Origin of the sequence: Pseudoalteromonas sp. (assembly GCF_036960685.1) — a bacterium.
Lineage (GTDB): Bacteria > Pseudomonadota > Gammaproteobacteria > Enterobacterales > Alteromonadaceae > Pseudoalteromonas.
This window is the reverse complement of sequence record NZ_JBALXK010000001.1, coordinates 1-17,396: the sequence shown is the minus strand read 5'-3', so window position 1 is coordinate 17,396 and position 17,396 is coordinate 1. Positions and strand designations below refer to the sequence as shown.

General features: G+C 41.5%; 15 protein-coding genes. 6 read left to right on the top strand and 9 right to left on the bottom strand.

Translation table 11 applies throughout. The features are described 5' to 3' along the window. Positions 1–7: 7 nt before the first annotated feature. From rlmH to leuS, 6 genes are read right to left on the bottom strand one after another with little or no spacing between them, the layout of a single operon-like run. Entirely contained in the window at positions 8–478 is a 471-nt protein-coding gene (gene rlmH, locus V7783_RS00075; RefSeq protein ID WP_182718128.1) for a 23S rRNA (pseudouridine(1915)-N(3))-methyltransferase RlmH, read from the bottom strand. 48 nt (positions 479–526) lie between these two features. After that, positions 527–844: a ribosome silencing factor gene (rsfS, locus tag V7783_RS00070; protein WP_169019778.1), complete on the bottom strand. Its 318-nt coding sequence runs from the start codon at positions 842–844 to the stop codon at positions 527–529. Between the two features lie 53 nt (positions 845–897). Beyond that, positions 898–1,533 carry a nicotinate-nucleotide adenylyltransferase gene (gene nadD, locus V7783_RS00065; RefSeq protein WP_335677328.1) on the bottom strand — a complete coding sequence of 212 codons (636 nt, stop codon included), beginning with the start codon at positions 1,531–1,533 and terminating at the stop codon, positions 898–900. 16 nt (positions 1,534–1,549) lie between these two features. Further along, positions 1,550–2,587, bottom strand: a complete 1,038-nt coding sequence (holA, locus tag V7783_RS00060; RefSeq protein WP_335676993.1) for a DNA polymerase III subunit delta — start codon at positions 2,585–2,587, stop codon at positions 1,550–1,552. Continuing rightward, positions 2,587–3,081: an LPS-assembly lipoprotein LptE gene (locus V7783_RS00055; RefSeq protein WP_335676992.1), complete on the bottom strand. Its 495-nt coding sequence runs from the start codon at positions 3,079–3,081 to the stop codon at positions 2,587–2,589. The genes holA and V7783_RS00055 overlap by 1 nt, the downstream gene beginning before the upstream one ends. Positions 3,082–3,083: 2 nt before the next feature. Then, the gene (gene leuS / locus V7783_RS00050; RefSeq protein WP_335676991.1) at positions 3,084–5,672 is read right to left on the bottom strand and encodes a leucine--tRNA ligase; all 2,589 of its coding nucleotides are present in this window, start codon (positions 5,670–5,672) and stop codon (positions 3,084–3,086) included. A 185-nt stretch (positions 5,673–5,857) separates the two neighbouring features. Between leuS and V7783_RS00045 the strand changes: the two genes are divergently transcribed. From V7783_RS00045 to V7783_RS00035, 3 genes are all read left to right on the top strand, one after another. Continuing rightward, on the top strand, positions 5,858–6,316 hold the full coding sequence (locus V7783_RS00045) for a zinc ribbon-containing protein (RefSeq protein WP_064667522.1): 459 nt from the start codon (positions 5,858–5,860) through the stop codon (positions 6,314–6,316). Between the two features lie 80 nt (positions 6,317–6,396). Then, complete coding sequence (locus V7783_RS00040) at positions 6,397–8,805, top strand: Lon protease family protein (RefSeq protein WP_335676990.1); 2,409 nt, start codon at positions 6,397–6,399, stop codon at positions 8,803–8,805. A 2-nt stretch (positions 8,806–8,807) separates the two neighbouring features. Continuing rightward, positions 8,808–9,284: an FKBP-type peptidyl-prolyl cis-trans isomerase gene (locus V7783_RS00035; protein ID WP_335676989.1), complete on the top strand. Its 477-nt coding sequence runs from the start codon at positions 8,808–8,810 to the stop codon at positions 9,282–9,284. A 48-nt stretch (positions 9,285–9,332) separates the two neighbouring features. Here the strand turns inward: V7783_RS00035 and V7783_RS00030 are convergent, their stop codons facing one another. Beyond that, positions 9,333–10,772 carry a sugar porter family MFS transporter gene (locus tag V7783_RS00030; RefSeq protein ID WP_335676988.1) on the bottom strand — a complete coding sequence of 480 codons (1,440 nt, stop codon included), beginning with the start codon at positions 10,770–10,772 and terminating at the stop codon, positions 9,333–9,335. A 376-nt stretch (positions 10,773–11,148) separates the two neighbouring features. On the opposite strand from V7783_RS00030, the gene V7783_RS00025 reads away from it, so the two are divergent. Then, positions 11,149–11,670, top strand: coding sequence for a hypothetical protein (locus V7783_RS00025; protein WP_335676987.1), 522 nt, complete (start codon positions 11,149–11,151; stop codon positions 11,668–11,670). A gap of 15 nt (positions 11,671–11,685) precedes the next feature. On the opposite strand, the gene V7783_RS00020 is transcribed toward V7783_RS00025, so the two are convergent. Continuing rightward, positions 11,686–12,198 (bottom strand): CIA30 family protein, encoded by a 513-nt coding sequence (locus V7783_RS00020; RefSeq protein ID WP_335676986.1) that lies wholly within the window; start codon positions 12,196–12,198, stop codon positions 11,686–11,688. Between the two features lie 87 nt (positions 12,199–12,285). Here V7783_RS00020 and V7783_RS00015 point away from each other — a divergent pair, with 87 nt between their 5' ends. Further along, a complete protein-coding gene (locus tag V7783_RS00015) occupies positions 12,286–13,023 on the top strand; it encodes a hypothetical protein (protein ID WP_335676985.1) in 738 nt (245 codons plus the stop codon). A 140-nt stretch (positions 13,024–13,163) separates the two neighbouring features. Further along, positions 13,164–16,406, top strand: coding sequence for a S41 family peptidase (locus V7783_RS00010; RefSeq protein ID WP_442961328.1), 3,243 nt, complete (start codon positions 13,164–13,166; stop codon positions 16,404–16,406). A gap of 110 nt (positions 16,407–16,516) precedes the next feature. Here V7783_RS00010 and V7783_RS00005 read toward each other — a convergent pair whose 3' ends face one another. Continuing rightward, positions 16,517–17,167: an NAD(P)H-binding protein gene (locus V7783_RS00005; protein ID WP_335676983.1), complete on the bottom strand. Its 651-nt coding sequence runs from the start codon at positions 17,165–17,167 to the stop codon at positions 16,517–16,519. Between the last annotated feature and the right edge of the window lie 229 nt (positions 17,168–17,396).

Below are 17,396 nucleotides of genomic sequence, written 5' to 3'. Positions count from 1 at the left end.
GTAATGCTTACTCGCGATGATATGGGTGGTTATTGTTTAAGCTCCAGCCTCTATAAAGGCTTTCAGCAACAATAATACGCACCAATGGATGGGGCAGGGTCAAATTTGATAGTGACCATTTTTGCTCTGAAGCTGCAATGCACTCCGGCGCTAAGCCTTCAGGGCCGCCAATTAGCAAACTGACATCGCGGCCATCCAGTTGCCACTTTTCCATGTCTTTTGCTAATTGGTGAGTATCAAGCGCTTTGCCTGTTACCTCAAGCGTCACAATACGATTGCCTTTAGGGATTGCGGCTAAGGTTTTTTCACCTTCAATATGCAAGATTCGTTTGATATCTGCATTTTTACCACGTTTGCCTGCGGGAATTTCAATTAACTCCAGCGCCATATCTTTTGGAAAGCGGCGCTGATATTCTGCAAAACCCGTTTCTACCCACGCTGGCATTTTGGTGCCAACGGCAATCATCTGTATTTTCACGTGTTACATCCAAACTCGGTTAAAAATTAGTGAGCGTTTAGCTTGGTATTAGCTCCATAGTTTTTCGAGGTCGTAATAGCTACGTGCTTGATCTTGCATTACGTGTACGATTACATCGCCTAAATCAACCAGCGCCCATTCACCATCTGATTGGCCTTCATAACCTAGTGGTTCTTGACCTGCGTGACGAGCTTCTTTTGCTAAATGGTCTGCAATTGACAATACATGACGCTTTGACGTGCCAGAACATACAACCATAAAGTCGGTAATGTCTGAGCTTGCAGTTACATCAATATTAACCACATCACGTGCTTTCATATCGTCGATTTTGTCTATTGCAAAGGCAAGTAGTTGTTTCGTATCCAAGGTGTTATCTCATTTAAAAGTGAATAGCTGTTATTTTATCACGCAACCAGTATTTATTCATCACTTAGATAAAGTTGCTGTGATTGAATATACTGACCCACGGCAATGGGTAGAAGTTCATTGTAATTTATACCTTTTTTTATCGCATCCCGTATATCGCTTGAGGCAATGGCCAGTTCTTCGCCAGTTAAAAAGTATAATTTGCCGCCAGAGTGTGCTGCAAGCTCTGCGCTATCACTACATTCGGCCGCTTGTTGATAGGCTTTTAATTCACCATGGGCATTGCACTTAAGCCCTGGGCGTTGAAATACCACAATATGGCACAACTGAGTAATTGTTTGCCACTGATACCACTTATCTAGATTATTAAATGAATCCATACCAATTAAGAACAAGATAGACTGCTGAGGATATTGCATACGCAGCTCTTGCAAACTTAATAGTGAATAAGAAGGGCCGCTGCGGTTTAGCTCGCGTAAATCGAGCTGAAAGTAAGGATAAGGTGCAATAGCGGCATTAAGCATGGCAACGCGGTGTTGTGTGCTTATTCCCGGAGCTGCTTTATGAGCTGGGATGGCACATGGCATAAAGTATAAAGTTGTTAAATTGAAATGCTCGACACAATGCTTAGCCATATTGATATGGCCTAAATGAACGGGGTCAAAAGTCCCACCAAACAGTGCAATCATCATAAACGCCTAATAATTAGTTGAGCGGATGCGCAGGCAAAGGAAACGCCAATGGTTGGCAAAATACTAAACAAATATGTGCTAATGCTTGATACGGTTTGACTAAATTACCTTGCTTATAACTGGCATCAAATTGTGCCAAAAGTTGGGTTATTTGTTCAAGCGTTGCAATTGATAAACGATTAAGCGCTTGTTGGATTGGCCCTTGCTGGTTTTTCCAAATCGCTTTTTGTTTAAATAAAGTCGCTAGCTGTTCACCTTGCTGTAAGCCAAATTGCAGGCTCAGTAAGGTGTTGGCTTCTTTCGTGATGGTCCACAAAATACTGACCGCTTCGGTGTTATCGCCTGCGAGTTTGTTCAGTACTTTAATAGCTTGGCGACTATTGCCTTGTAGCAAGGCGTCACTTAAATCAAAAATATCAAACTTGGCTTGGTTTAATAGCCCTTGTAATACCTGCTGTTGGTCTATCAGCGCAGTGCCATGCAATAATGACAGTTTCTCTAATTCTTGAAAGCACGCTAATAAGTTACCTTCAGTGGCATCAATTAAAGTACGCTTTGCATCGTTTTGCATATTGATTTGCAAGCGCTGGCATTGCTCGTCTAACCAGCGACTTAAATGATTGCCAGTGAGTGGGTAGCAAGGCACAAAAATACCCAGTTTATCTAAAGACTTAAACCAAGCACTGCGTTGGATATCTTGGCTTGCTTTGGCGCCTTTGACGATCAAAACGGTATCAGGGTTATTCAAATCCAATAATTGCTTGAATGTTTGACTACCCGCAATTCCTGGTTTTTGGAAGTTAAGATCCAGCTCGATTAACGTACGCGCACTGAATAATGACATGCTCTGATATTGAGCTATCAGTTCTTGCCAATCAAAGCCCGGCATTAAAGTCAATTTAACGACTTCATCAAAGCCTTGCTGTTTAGCTGTTTGGCGAATTTGCTGGGCGCATTGCGCCACTTGAAAGGGTTCTTCACCAAACACTAAATAAAAAGGCTGTAAGCCTTTTTTTAATTCATTAGGTAATTGATTCGCATAACAGCGCATTACAGTTGCGACAGCTCTCGGGTGATACGACGGCTGGCTTGCATACGAATTTCATTAAGTAATAGCTCTAACTCTTTCGCTTTGGCAAGTGCGTTATCTGGGTCGTCTTGGTAATTACGATACAGCTCAAAGCTTTGCTCAACCGCATCTTTACCCGGGCGTTTAAGTAAATAACTGACACTGTAGGCCAGCTCGTATTCAGCAACTTGACCATTTTTAAATAATGACAATGTTTGACGCTCTAAACGATCTTTAAATAAATACAGTTGTGCGACGTTTTTCTTAGGCGCGTCGAGTAACTCAACTTTGCTCAATGTGAGTTCTTTTTCAAGCATCGCAAATAATGCTGATTTCTCATCATCGCCGCTTAACGTGAGGGTGGTTAAATCATCTGGTAGGCTTGATGCTTTTTTTAGATGAAAGCCACAGCTTGATAACAAAAAACAGACTAGCGCTAAGGCTAGTCCGTTTTTAATGGCATGAATAGCAGCCATAATTAGTTAGCAACCACGTTAAGTAGTTTACCTGGTACGTAAATAACCTTGCGGATAGTAACGCCATCAGTGAACTTAGTAACATTTGCTTCAGCAAAGGCAAGCGCTTCAACTTGTTCTTTAGTAGCATCGGCTGACACTGTTAATTTAGCGCGTAGTTTGCCGTTAACTTGTACGATGATTAGTTTTTCATCTTCAACAAGAGCTGACTCATCAACCACAGGCCACGATGCATCTAGAATATCACCTTCTTTACCAAGCTCTTGCCACAACTGGTGCGATAAATGCGGGGTAATTGGGGCAAGCATAATTAATAATGCTTCCAGTGCTTCATTGGCAATCGCAACATCTTGCTTGTCAGCTAAAGGCGCTTTTAACAATTTGTTAGAGATTTCCATGATTGCTGCAATTGCCGTGTTAAATGTTTGACGACGTTCAACATCATCAGTCACTTTAGCAATGGCTTTGTGTAGCTCACGACGTAACACTTTTTGCTCATTGTTCAAGGCTGCTTTATCAAGCGCTTGGAAGCCAACCATGTTTACGTCAACTGCGTATTTCCAAACACGTTTAATGAAACGGTGCGCGCCTTCTACGCCAGAGTCAGACCATTCAAGGGTTTGTTCTGGTGGTGCAGTAAACATCATAAATAAACGTACCGTGTCAGCGCCGTATTGAGCGATAACTTGTTGCGGATCGATACCGTTATTTTTCGACTTCGACATTTTACTCATGCCTGATGAGAATACTGGCTCACCGTCAACTTTATGCCATGCTTTAGTTACGCGGCCTTTTTCGTCGGTTTCAGTATTTACATCACTTGGTGAAATCCAAATGTCGCCGCCTTTTTCATCTTTACGATAGAAAGTTTCAGCCAGTACCATGCCTTGGCATAGTAAGCGATCAAATGGCTCATCTGAGTTTACTAAGCCAAAGTCACGTAATAATTTATGGAAAAAGCGCGAGTACAATAAGTGTAAAATTGCGTGCTCAATACCACCGATGTATTGATTTACCGGTAACCAATAGTTTGCCGCTGCTGGATCAAGCATGCCTTCGTCATGGCGAGGGCTACAGTAACGTGCATAATACCAAGATGACTCCATGAAGGTGTCAAAGGTATCGGTTTCATGAAACGCAGGCGCACCGTTTACAGTGGTTTTAGCCCACTGTGGGTCGGCTTTAATTGGTGATGTAACACCATTCATTACCACGTCTTCTGGTAAACGTACTGGCAGCATATCTTCAGTGGCAGCAAGTTCATTGCCGTCTTCATCGCTTAGCATTGGGATTGGTGAACCCCAATAACGTTGGCGGCTTACACCCCAATCACGTAAGCGGAAGTTTACTTTACGCTCACCCACGCCAAGTGCTTCAAGCTTATTGGCAACCGCATTAAATGCGCCGTCAAAGTCAAGGCCATCAAATTCACCTGAATTAACCAGCACGCCTTTTTCAGTGAATGCTTCATCTTTTAGATTTACTTCAAGCTCTGAGCCTGCAACAGGTGCGATAACTTGTTTGATGTCTAGGCCGTAAGCTGTAGCAAATTCAAAGTCACGTTGGTCATGCGCAGGTACTGCCATAACCGCACCTGAGCCATAATGCATCAATACAAAGTTAGCAACCCAAATTGGGACTTGCTCGCCAGTTAATGGGTGAGTTGCGTAAAAACCAGTTGCAATGCCTTTTTTCTCCATGGTTGCCATGTCTGCTTCGGCAACTTTGGTGTTTTTACATTCTTCAACAAAACGTGCTACTGCATCGCTATTTTTAGCCGCTTCTTGCGCGATAGGGTGGGCACCGGCAACAGCAAGGTAAGTTACACCCATAAAGGTATCTGGACGCGTTGTATAGACGCTGAATTTTTCGTTGTTATCTGTGCGGGTAAACTCGATATCTAGCCCTTCAGAGCGGCCAATCCAGTTACGTTGCATGGTTTTAACTTGCTCAGGCCAATCTTCAAGTTTGTCTAAATCGTCTAGTAGCTCTTGCGCGTAGTCGGTGATTTTAATAAACCATTGTGGAATTTCTTTTTGCTCAACCACAGCGCCAGAGCGCCAACCGCGACCATCAATTACTTGCTCATTCGCCAGTACAGTTTGATCCACTGGATCCCAGTTTACCGTTGACATTTTTTTGTACACTAAGCCTTTTTCATATAGCTTAGTGAAGAACCATTGTTCCCATTTGTAATATTCTGGGTGGCAAGTTGCAATTTCACGATCCCAGTCATAACCAAAACCTAATTGCTTAAGTTGGGTACGCATGTAATCAATGTTTTCGTAGGTCCATTTTGCTGGGGCTGTTTTGTTTTTAATTGCCGCATTTTCAGCTGGTAAGCCAAAGGCATCCCAACCCATAGGTTGCATGACGTTTTTGCCTTGTAAACGTTGGAAGCGAGAAACAACATCACCAATTGTGTAGTTACGAACATGACCCATGTGGAGTCGGCCGCTTGGGTAAGGGAACATAGAAAGGCAATAATACTTTTCTTTGCTCTCATCTTCAGTGGCTTTAAATACTTGGTTTTCTTCCCAGTAGGCTTGGACTTTTGACTCTATGTCTTGTGGGTTATATTGCTCTTGCATCTACGATTCCAGACTTCTTGCAAACTAATAAAAAATTGCCGATAGGATACCCCAAAAAAAGCGCTATTCACAGCGCCAAATTGGCGCTTTTTATAAATTCGCAACTAAATTAGTTTTCAGGGCAGGTTAACCTATACTGATCTAATCTGAGTGTTGATTTTTCATCATTTTTCTAGGAGCACACAATGGCTGATTATAAAACGTGGTTAACAGACTTGAGTACATGGTTAAAAGATGTAAAAGAACATGAGCTCAAGGATGCAATGGACAAGTTCATTGAATCTGAACAAGCGCTCAAAGATTTAGGGCAAGAAAAACTAACTTTATACCGAGAATATTTAAAGCGTGATATTGACCATATTCAAGAGCATGATCAACACTATGATTCTCTTGCATGGCAAGAACTTAAAGAATCTTTGTGGTTTGAGCTGTCGCACATTGAAGACAAAACTCAACTGGAGTGGCACGCATTAAATCAAGATTTTAAGCATAATGGGGTTTATCACCAAGGTGAATGGATAGCCATGGGCACATTAGTATGTAAGAATTGCCAACATAGTTATGATATTTACCACGCAACGCAAATTACAGCTTGCTCTGAATGTGGTGGTATTTACTTTAGCCGCAAGGCATTACAACCATAAATACATAGTGAGCAGTGCGTTTTATGTGCGCTGACACCACCCTAACATCAACGAATATGTTGGTATAAAAAGAAGTTAGAATGACGAAAAAACTGCTGCCATTATCTGTGTCGGCCCTTGCGCCGACAATTTCACTTAATCATGTGCAAACGTGCATGAACAATCCATACCCAGAAACGCTGACCTTCATTGGCCAACAACGTGCACAAAGTGCGCTTGATTTTTCACTGGGGATGGAACTACCTGGTTACAACGTATATGTAATGGGCGAGGCCGCTCATGGCCGTTTTACATTAGTAAAAGACAAGCTTGAAGCACACAGCAAAGGTCGGCCAACACCAAACGAATGGTTATACGTAAATAATTATGACGACCACCGTGAGCCAATCGCATTATTTATGCAAGCGGGTCAAAGTAAGCAACTTGCCGATGACATTGATTCATTTATCGACGAAGTGTTAGATACCTTTCCGGCAGCGTTTGATAATCCGGCCTATCAGCGGAAAAAGAAAAAAATCGATCGAGAATTTAACGATGCTTACGATAGTGCAATTACCGAAGTTGAAATAGCAGCTTTGGAACAAAGCGTTGCCCTAATAGAAGAAAAAAGTGTAGTAGGCTTTGCCCCTCTTATTGATGGCAAACAGTTAAGTGATGCTGAATTTGCTGAGCTTGATGATGAATTACGTGAACAATTTTACGAAGTGATTGAAAAGCTCGAAGATGCATTAATCGAAGCACTGATTGAGTTACCACGTTGGAAGCGAGAATCTTCTGAAAAACTGCGCAATTTAAAAAAATCCACAGCAGAGCTGGCAACCAAACCATTACTTAAAGATCTTGAACACAAATACGCCGCCCATATTGGCGTACTGCGTTATTTAAAAGATATTCGCGTAGAAATTATCGATGCGGTGCTTGAGTGGCTTGATGACGAAGATGTCAGCGACGAAAACAAAGAAGACTTTGACCGTAAAGGCATGTTGACTGATTTTTTTGCGCCTAATATTTTAGTTGAGTTTAAAGAAGGTGACGCAGCACCTGTGGTATACGAGCCAAACCCGACCTTTGGCAATATATTTGGCAAGATAGAGTATGCGACATCGCAAGGTTCACTGATCACCAGTTACCGCTCAATTCAGCCCGGTGCGCTGCATCGTGCTAATGGCGGTTACTTGATTATGGACGCCGAAAAAGTGATGGCTAACCCGCAAGTGTGGGATGGCTTAAAACTGTCACTAAAAACTCATCAAATTAAAAATGATTTACCGTATCAAGACAGTGCGGTTGGTAGCAGCTTTACTTTGCGCCCGCAGCTAATTCCGCTTGATGTAAAAATTATTTTGCTTGGCTCACGTGAGTTGTATTACACCATTGGTGAGTATGACGAAGAGTTTGCTGAGCTATTCAGAGTGCTCGCTGATTTTGATTATTATCTGCCAAGCAGTGATAAATTACAGTATCAATTTATTACCAAAGTGATTGAGTACTGTGAAGGTACGTTAAAGTGCAGCTTAACTGAGTCAGCTATGGCACGATTACTGAAATTTAGTTATCGCCAAGCAGAGCACCATAATAAGTTATCTGCCCGTTTTGCCGATGTATTAGAGTTGGTCGCAGAGGCAAGTTTTTATGCAAAACAAGATAACCTAAGCCTTATTGACGCACATCACATTGATGAAGCCATTGAAGGTAAACAATATCGCACCGGGCAAATAAGTGAAAACATGCTCAGTGATATTAAAGAAGGGCACACATTAATTGCCACCGAAGGTCATGCGGTCGGCAAAGTAAATGGTTTAACTGTATTACACATTGGTGATACGTCATTTGGTACACCTGCGCGTATAACTGCCACTGTATATGCCGGCGCTGATGGCGTTATAGATGTTGAGCGCGAAGCCGAACTCGGCAAAGCAATTCACTCCAAAGGCGTGATGTTACTGACTGGCTATTTAGGTAATAAATACGCCCAGCAGTTTAGTTTAACACTCAGTGCTAATATCGCCATTGAGCAAAGCTATGGTTACATTGATGGTGACAGTGCATCATTAGCTGAGTTATGTGCATTGATCTCTGCAATTACCAGCCTACCTATTAGTCAATCAATCGCACTGACCGGCTCAATTAACCAGCATGGTGATGTGCAAGCTATTGGCGGCGTGAATGAAAAAATAGAAGGCTTTTTTAAGCTATGTAAAATGCGTGGTTTGACGTCTGAGCAAGGTGTCATTATCCCTAAGTCGAATCAAGTCAACTTAGTACTAGATGATGAAATTCTTAATGCGGTAGAGCTAGGTAAGTTTCATATTTATGCTGTTGAAACCGTTGATCAAGCCCTTAATTTATTGATGGATATAGCCGCCGGTGAGCTTAAAGACGGTCAATACCCTGATAATTCAGTAAATGGTATTGCTTTGGCACGATTAAGTGAAATTGCTGATATCGTTAATGGCGATAACGACGAAAAAGAACACGAGAAAGAGTGAATATGATCAATATTATTTTGGCGATTGTGATCGCCATTTTATGCTTTTTAATTTTTCAAAATAGCAAAAAAGTAAAGCAACAAGCTGTTGCCAACGCGCAAATTGAAGCCGACTTTTTAGTGGCTAATAGTAAGGTCGAGGATGTAGTTGAGACCGCCTCAGGCCTGCAATATAAAATTGTGCAGCGCAGTGGTAATGAAGCAAAACCAAGCCCAACCAGCATGGTGAACGTGCATTATCACGGTACTTTGCTAGATGGCACTGTATTTGACAGTTCAGTCGATCGTAATAGCCCGATCAGCTTTGGCTTACACCAAGTGATAAAAGGCTGGACAGAAGGCTTACAATTGATGAGTGAAGGCGACAAATTTACTTTTTATATTCCTCATCAACTTGCCTACGGCGAAAAGCGAGTGGGGAGCATTCCTCCTGCGTCACTGCTTATATTTGAAGTAGAACTACTTAAGGTAGAATCATAATATTTAAAATGAAATGGCGAACATCTAAGTCGCCATTTCCTCCTGCAGTTACATAGCTTCGAGCTTCATACCGCGAGTTTCTTTTATATATTTAATAATAAAAAATACGCTAATTAAGGCTGATAGGGCATAAAACCCATAGGCACCTGCTAACCCAATACTGCCTAACATAATTGGGAAGGTCATTGTAATTGCAAAGTTCGCTAACCATTGCGCGCTCGCAGCAACAGCTAAAGCAGCACCACGAATTCTGTTATTAAACATTTCACCTAATAGTACCCAAACGACCGGACCCCAACTTAAGCCAAAAAACACCACAAAAAGATTCGCCATAATCAAGGCGAAAGTGCCCATGTTTTCACTTAGTGCCAGTTTACCTGCCTCGTCTAGGCCAGCGCTACCAAAGGTGTAGGTTAATGCGCTTAAGCTTATAAACATACCAATACTACCTACCAGCAATAATGGTTTTCGGCCTACTTTATCGATAAGTGCAATGGCTATAAAAGTTGATAATATATTAGTTGTACCCGCCAAGACATTAATAAACAAAGATTGCGATTCATCAAAACCGGCAGCTTGCCACAGCTCAGAGCCATAATAAAATACCACATTGATCCCTACAAATTGCTGAAACACAGACAACGCAATACCTACCCATACTATCGGGTGGATTTTCTTTTTGCCATCAATAAATAAGTCTCGGATACTTGGCTTTTTATCACCGTGTAGCGACTGCTTAACGTCGTTTATTTGTGCTTGAGTGTCATCACTCGATATTTTACCAAATACCGCTTTGGCTTTTTCTAGCTGGCCTTGAGCAACTAAATAGCGCGGTGACTCAGGGATAAATAAGACGCCCAATAAAAATAACCCGGCAGGGACAAGTTCAGCCCAAAACATCCAGCGCCAAGCTGCAAGATCAAGTAAAAAAATACCTTCAGCGCCATTTGCCGCAGAGGCTATTAGGTAGTTACTTACAAAAGCAGCAAATAAGCCAAGTACAATTGCTAATTGTTGCAGCGTTGCTAAACGCCCTCGTATAGCTGCAGGCGAGACTTCAGCAATATAAGCGGGTGCTATAACGGATGCCGCACCTATACCTAACCCACCAAATAAACGATAAAAAATAAATTCGGCAGAGCTGTCAGCAACCCCAGAGCCAAATGCACTGATGGCAAATATTACAGCAGTGATAATCATAATCGCTCGGCGGCCAAATTTATCTGCCATTGGTCCGGCTACCAGCGCACCTAGTGCACAACCAAGTAAAACCGAGGCAACATTAAAACCAGTTGCAACGCTGTTTGAGGCAAAGGTATTCCCAAGAGCGGACACCGTTCCGTTGATAACGCCAGAGTCAAAACCAAATAAAAAGCCGCCAATAGCAGCAACGCCAGATATAAAAATAACGTAAAGTAGAGAGTGGGTGCTTGTTGTTGAAGTATGATTCGGGCTTTGAATCTTGCCCGACGATAAAGGTGTTGTCATGGTGATGTACCTAGTTATTGTTGTAACGAATTATAGAGTAGTGTGAGGCGATGCGTACTTTAACATGATTTTATCTGGGCTGACTCTTTCATAGCTAATATTAAAGTTATAATTGTGCACTTCAAGTAAACCTTTCAGTTCGCAAGTTTGACCATGCTGGCTACTTGTACATATTTAAACGCTCATTATTAAAGCCCAATATACCCAAGTCATCTCAAGATGTTCCCCCGCATCTTGGGTATACTAGCCGCTTTTAGTCTTTGCGTAATCTAGGGGGAGATTATGTCATGCAGCAAAGGACAAGGCTGACGAAATAGTGCTTAAGCTTTTTTATTTTATGCCGATACCTTTATTAGGACCATTTCAGGATGAAATAATGAAAATATCACCAGTTATAAATTTGCCTAAAGCTGAGGGCTTTCAAACGAATACTGATAAGCGATTGGAGCAACAGCAATCCCAAGATGATGAGCCTGAATATACTCTGTCTGAGTTTTTAGATGCCAAAGCGCAACAATACAGCGATGAAGATGCCAGTTTTGCGGGCCAATATGAAAACTTAGAAAAAGTATACGACGATTTAGAGCAAAAGATTAATGTACTGCAAGCGCAAATTAGCAAACTCAAACAAGACCCAATCCAACGCCATCTGCAGCTAGAAAGAACCACTGCAGAGGTGGTTAAATCTGAACAAAGTAACGTACAGCAAAGCTTAAAAATAGCACCTGAGCATACGGGCGTTAAGCGCTACAGAGACTCCCAGCAACAAGAACAAATAGATATATTGATGCAACAGCTTAATGAACTGCAATCTAAGCAAGCAGAAGTTAAGCAACAGATGATGGAGATGGTCATTACTGAGATCAAAAAGCGGGATAACGAAGAATATAATTTTTAATTTGCAGCGGTTGCTTTAATTATTGATAAACGCGATTTGTTTTAACTCTATTCTAAAATTACCTTGTTGTTTCTTTGCGATCATCAGGCCTAACTGTTGAACATCATTAAAATTTAACTTTGCTTGTTGCTGTAATGCTTTACCGCGATAAGTTAAGCTGAAATCATCCGCTGAAAAGGTAATAACTTGCCATTGATCTTTCAATGTTGCAAACGAAACAGTAAACGCTGGGCCATCTAAATATTGACTCGTTCTTAAGCGTAGTTGGTATGTTTTGCCATCGCCTTTTACTTGCAAGATGATATGCTCAGGCGTTTGGTTTAGAGTATTGATACACGTACGAGTAGATGCAAAACCGCCGTTATTTTCTACAGATACAACTCCTGTAAAGATTAACGTTTGCTCTTGTACAGACACTTTGCTGGTGGATGAACCGCCCATCACTGAGTCATTAACTATTTGCCAGTGCTGAGTTATATCGCTAGACCCTAATGGTAATAGCCAGTTGGTAGTCGGGGGTGTTTTCATTTTTTATCGCAACGCTTTGTGTTATAGATAAGCTTATTACTACGTATGTTCAGATAAATTGATCACTTTTTTAAAAATAGGGAAAGCATGAATTCAGATAAATTTTTTAAATGGGTATGGAACTTAAATGGAATTATTTTATTAGTCGGGGTTTTAATTACGACAGTATTAATTTCAGTCCAACTTGTTACAACAGTATTTAATGATAACGACGTTGAGCCACCGGCATTAAATTTAGCAGATGACAAGAACGAAGAAGAAAAGTGGCGTTTGGGCTACCCGCGAAGAGTAGGAGAAACGGACTTTTATTATATAGAGCTTGAGTCTGAAAAGTTAACGGTTGAAGCCGATACCGAACGTGGGTTAGGGCAAGTTGTAGAAAATTTTAGTGGTTCCTCTTATTATAAACATAGGCCAACACGGTCAAAAAATGTGATGTTTATCAATGGTAAAACAAATTATGCAAATTGGCTTTTTGATACGACAGGTCAGTTGATTACTGATATTTCTCCATTGTATTTATCTGAATTTGATTCGCAGTCAAAAGCGGCGGGTGTTGCTTACCATGTCATTAAAAACGACACAAATAACGATGGCATTCTAAGCAATGAAGATAAAAGCACTTTTGCATTAAGTAAAATTGATGGCAGTGGTTATAGTCAGATCCTTAGCGGCTACGACCGTATTCTTGAGCACAATGTTAACGAGCAAGGCAATTTGTTTATATTGTTTATAGACAATGCTGAAGTGTTTTCAATGCTTATTGATCTAACAACATTTAAAGTCATTGATAAAAGGCAGCTACCTAAAGTAGGCGAAACATAGCGGCTAACTGTCATTGCTCATGAACGTTATTTACACTCTGTTACAGTAATTTATCGAACAAAGCTGCAATCCATTCTTAAGTTGTTATTATGATATAAAATAACAACCGCTCACTAGTTGGGCATAGAAGGATGGTCTCGTTGAAACTACGTACTTTATTAACGGCACTCGCTGTTGCAGTTACGCCTGCAATCTCATCAGTTGCGCTCGCCTACGAAACACACGATACGCGCTTATTGCGTTTCCCTGATATTCATAAAGGATCGGTTACCTTTGTTTATGCTGGTGATATTTATATCGCAGATATAACAACAGGCAAGAGCACGCGTTTAACTGATCATATTGGTTTTGAAACCTTTCCTAAGTTTTCCCCTGATGGCAGTAAAATAGCTTTTTCAGCGCAATACAATGGCAGCCGCCAAGTGTATGTGATGAACCGCGACGGCTCACAGCTAAAACAGTTAACTTACTACAATGATGTGGGTGTGATGCCACCGCGTGGTGGATTTGATTATCGTGTACTTGATTGGACGCCTGACGGTAAGCATATCGTATTTAGAGCCAATCGTACGCCCTATGGTAAACGCGTTGGTCGTCCTTATATGGTGCCAGTTGATGGCGGCCTTGAGCAGCCGTTAGCGATACCTGAAACGGGCGGCGGCATGCTATCGCCAGATGGTAAGCAGTATTTATACACCCCGATTGACCGCGAGTTTCGTACTTGGAAGCGCAGCCGTGGCGGTCGTGCACAAGATGTATGGATTTATAACCTAGAAAATAATACCTCAAAACAATTAACCAGTGATGCAGCAACTGAGCAGCAACCGACTTGGGTGCACGACAACATTTATTATGTCTCTGATAAAGACTACACCTTAAATTTATATAAGCACCAAGAAGGCAAAGCACCTGTAAAAGTGACTAACCACAGTGACTTTGATGTGCTTTGGCCATCAGCAGGGCCTGATGCCATAGTGTATGAAAATGGCGGTTATTTATATCGTTTTGATGATGCTACGGGGCAAACCAAAAAACTGACTATTAATGTCCAAGGTAACCGTGAATACACTATGCCTTACAGCAAAAATGTAGCTGGTTTTATTGATTCAATGGATGTATCTCACGATGGTAAGCGTGTGTTATTCACAGCGCGTGGTGAGTTGTTTTCAGTGCCTGTGAAACATGGCCCAACCCGTAATCTAAGCCACTCGCCAAAAGGACGAGAGATAGCAGCATCTTGGTCACCGAATGGCCGTTATGTGGCGTACATGAGCGATGCAAGCGGTGAATACGAAATTTACCTGCAAGATCGTGCTAATAATAATCAGGTTAAACAACTGACTAGTAATGGCACCATTTGGCGTTTTGATCCCGTTTGGTCACCGGACAATAAAAAGCTATTGTTTGCTGATCTAAATCACACCTTATGGTGGCTGGATGTCAAAACGGGTAAACAACATAAAATTGATACCGCAAAGTATGAAGAAGATGGCTTAACCACCTATATCTGGTCACCAAACAGTGAAGATATTGTGTTTGTTAAAAATAACGAAAACCGTTACGCATCACTGTGGCATTACAATATCAAAGAAAAAGATCTGACTCGCTTGACTGACGATATGAGCAGTGAGAGAAATCCAACGTTTTCGCCAGATGGCCAACAATTGTATTTTACCTCTGAGCGTGATTTTAATTTAACTTTCAGTAGTTATGAATTTGACTACATGTTTAATAATGCCACGCGAATTTACGCGGTTGCAGTAAATAACAAAATTAAACCGTTGAATGCTCCTTTGACTGATGAAACCAGTATTGCACAGACGAAGGAAGATAAAGATGATGACAAGTCATCTAAAGCGCCGAGCAATCATATTGATAGCGCAGGCTTTATGCAGCGTGCTGTGGCACTCAATGCAGCTGCTGGCAACTACGGCGCATTAAGTGGTGTTAAAGATGGCGTATTAACGTTATCTGGCGGTGAACTAAAGCTTATCCCCAATGCCGTTGATGGTGAGATTGCCACTGTTGCTGCAGGTGTTAATAGCTATAAAGTATCAACAAATAGCGAGCATATCATTGCGCGTGCTGGCGATAACTACAGCGTTATTGTGCCTGCTGCAAAGCAAGATTTAAAAGCCACGCAACTAAACCTTGACGACATGGTGCTAAAAATTGATCCGCAAACCGAGTGGGCACAAATGTATCGCGAAGGCTGGCGAACATTACGTGATTGGTTTTATGATGAAAATCATCATGGTCAGGATTGGGATGCTATTTTAAAACGTTATCAACCGATGGCAGATGCTATTGCGCACCGCGCTGATCTCGATTACGTGTTAAGTGAAATCGCTGGTGAAATTAACTCAGGGCATATCTATGTCAATTCTGGTGATATGCCAAGATCAACGCGTTTGCAACATGGTTTATTAGGCGCTGAAATTAGCGCGCATAAATCGGGTTATGTAAAAATTGAGAACATCTTTAAAGGTGAAAACTGGCACGAAAACTTCCGTTCGCCTCTAAACGAAACAGGCGTTAACGCAAGCGTAGGTGACTATATTATTGCGGTTAATGGCCGCTCAGTAAAAGACGTGGTTAATTTTTATGAGCTACTTGAAAACACCCAAGGAAAACCAGTTGAGTTATTACTAAATAAGTCACCAAGTACTAAAAATAGCTGGAAAGTGTCAGTTAAACCAGTGGCAAGCGAAACTGGTTTACGCTATTTACAATGGAGTCAAAGCCGCGCTGACTATGTAAATAAACTCTCTAATGGCCGAATAGGGTATGTGCATTTACCTAATACTCATTACGAAGGTAACCGGTCACTGTTTAAAAACTTTTTACCGCAAACAACGAAAGAAGCCATGATCATTGATGATCGTTACAACGGCGGTGGGTTTATTCCTGAGCACATGATCACTTGGCTGGCGCGTAAGCCACTTAACTATTGGAAACGTCGTGGTGTAGAACCGACTAAAACGCCACAGTTTGCGCATGATGGACCAAAAGCCATGTTGATCAATGGCTACTCAAGTTCTGGTGGTGATGCATTGCCGTATTACTTCCGCCAAGCTGGTTTAGGTAAACTCATTGGTACTCGTACTTGGGGGGGCTTAATTGGTATCTCAGGTAATCCAAGTCTTGTTGATGGTGGCTCTGTGATTGCCGCTACCTTTAGAATACTCGACAACGATGGTAATTGGATCATCGAAAACGAAGGTGTAAGCCCAGATATTGAAGTGATTGACCGTCCAGAGCTTATTCATGCAGGACAAGATCCTTCGGTTGAGCGTGCAGTTAAAGAGCTACTAAAAGAACTAAACGCGAACCCGAAAAAACCATTGGTTGTGCCACCGGCACCAACCGAGTTTGGTAAGTAAATAGTATTGTTTAAAAGCCAGCGTTTGCTGGCTTTTTTATCAATTTTTTACCCTAAAGTTTTGTAGGTCGCAACGGATAGCGAAAACTGTCTGAAATATTCTTCATTAATTTAATCTTTAAACAACTCATCCAATTTAAAATACGCGACACCAGAGCCTGATTCAGCACTCAGTGCGGACATTTTTATGGCGACTTGTTTGCCTGTGATAGGGCGATATTTTTTTAAACCGGGTAGCCAACATAAAATAGGTAATACTGCATTTCCTAGCTTTTCAGCGAGGCGAAAATCGTTATTGCGCTCGCCAACTAATAATGATGGTTGAATAATGCTAATTTGATCAAATGCTAAAGTTTTAACCGTCTGTTCCAGTTCACCTTTCATTTTTAAATAGGCATTGTTGCTATGGGCATTTGCACCACTGGATGACACGAGCAAGTAATGTTTCACCCCATAATTTGCAGCAAGCTCAGCTGCTTTTAATTGATAATAAAAATCTACCTTACGTTGAGCGGCAATAGAGCCCGCGGCTTTTTTGGTGGTGCCCAAACATGAAAATAAAATATCTGCTTTAAACAGTTGCGCATGCTGGGCTAAGTGATCAAAATCAACCACATGATTAATCACTTTTTCATTTTTGTATGGTGCAGGGCGGCGAGTGAGGGTAATGACTTTACTGATATGCGTTGCCACAATTAATTCTTCAACTAAGTGACTGCCCACTAAGCCAGTTGCACCAATAACGATTGCGGTTTTGCCCATACGTATCTCACCGTGTTTGATTAAATAGTCGAGTCAGCATTGTTATGGATATTTACCTTTAAAACAATCTATTAGTTTATTTACATTAACAGGTATCTTTTAAACTTGGATCCAAATAGTAAAGCTAGTAACTTAAACATTAACCATGGCATTATATACCCAAGCCACCTCAAGATGCAGAATTCAGCGTTTCACAGGGGCTTAATATCAAGGCGTTACTTTGCAAGAA

Excerpts from the sequence above, each read along its gene's own strand:
- nadD (WP_335677328.1), bottom strand. The coding sequence starts at position 1,533 with ATGATTGCACTGTTTGGTGGGACTTTTGACCCCGTTCATTTAGGCCAT.
- holA (WP_335676993.1), bottom strand. The coding sequence starts at position 2,587 with ATGCGCTGTTATGCGAATCAATTACCTAATGAATTAAAAAAAGGCTTA.
- V7783_RS00055 (WP_335676992.1), bottom strand. The coding sequence starts at position 3,081 with ATGGCTGCTATTCATGCCATTAAAAACGGACTAGCCTTAGCGCTAGTC.
- leuS (WP_335676991.1), bottom strand. The coding sequence starts at position 5,672 with ATGCAAGAGCAATATAACCCACAAGACATAGAGTCAAAAGTCCAAGCC.
- V7783_RS00045 (WP_064667522.1), top strand. The coding sequence starts at position 5,858 with ATGGCTGATTATAAAACGTGGTTAACAGACTTGAGTACATGGTTAAAA.
- V7783_RS00040 (WP_335676990.1), top strand. The coding sequence starts at position 6,397 with ATGACGAAAAAACTGCTGCCATTATCTGTGTCGGCCCTTGCGCCGACA.
- V7783_RS00035 (WP_335676989.1), top strand. The coding sequence starts at position 8,808 with ATGATCAATATTATTTTGGCGATTGTGATCGCCATTTTATGCTTTTTA.
- V7783_RS00030 (WP_335676988.1), bottom strand. The coding sequence starts at position 10,772 with ATGACAACACCTTTATCGTCGGGCAAGATTCAAAGCCCGAATCATACT.
- V7783_RS00025 (WP_335676987.1), top strand. The coding sequence starts at position 11,149 with ATGAAAATATCACCAGTTATAAATTTGCCTAAAGCTGAGGGCTTTCAA.
- V7783_RS00020 (WP_335676986.1), bottom strand. The coding sequence starts at position 12,198 with ATGAAAACACCCCCGACTACCAACTGGCTATTACCATTAGGGTCTAGC.
- V7783_RS00015 (WP_335676985.1), top strand. The coding sequence starts at position 12,286 with ATGAATTCAGATAAATTTTTTAAATGGGTATGGAACTTAAATGGAATT.
- V7783_RS00005 (WP_335676983.1), bottom strand. The coding sequence starts at position 17,167 with ATGGGCAAAACCGCAATCGTTATTGGTGCAACTGGCTTAGTGGGCAGT.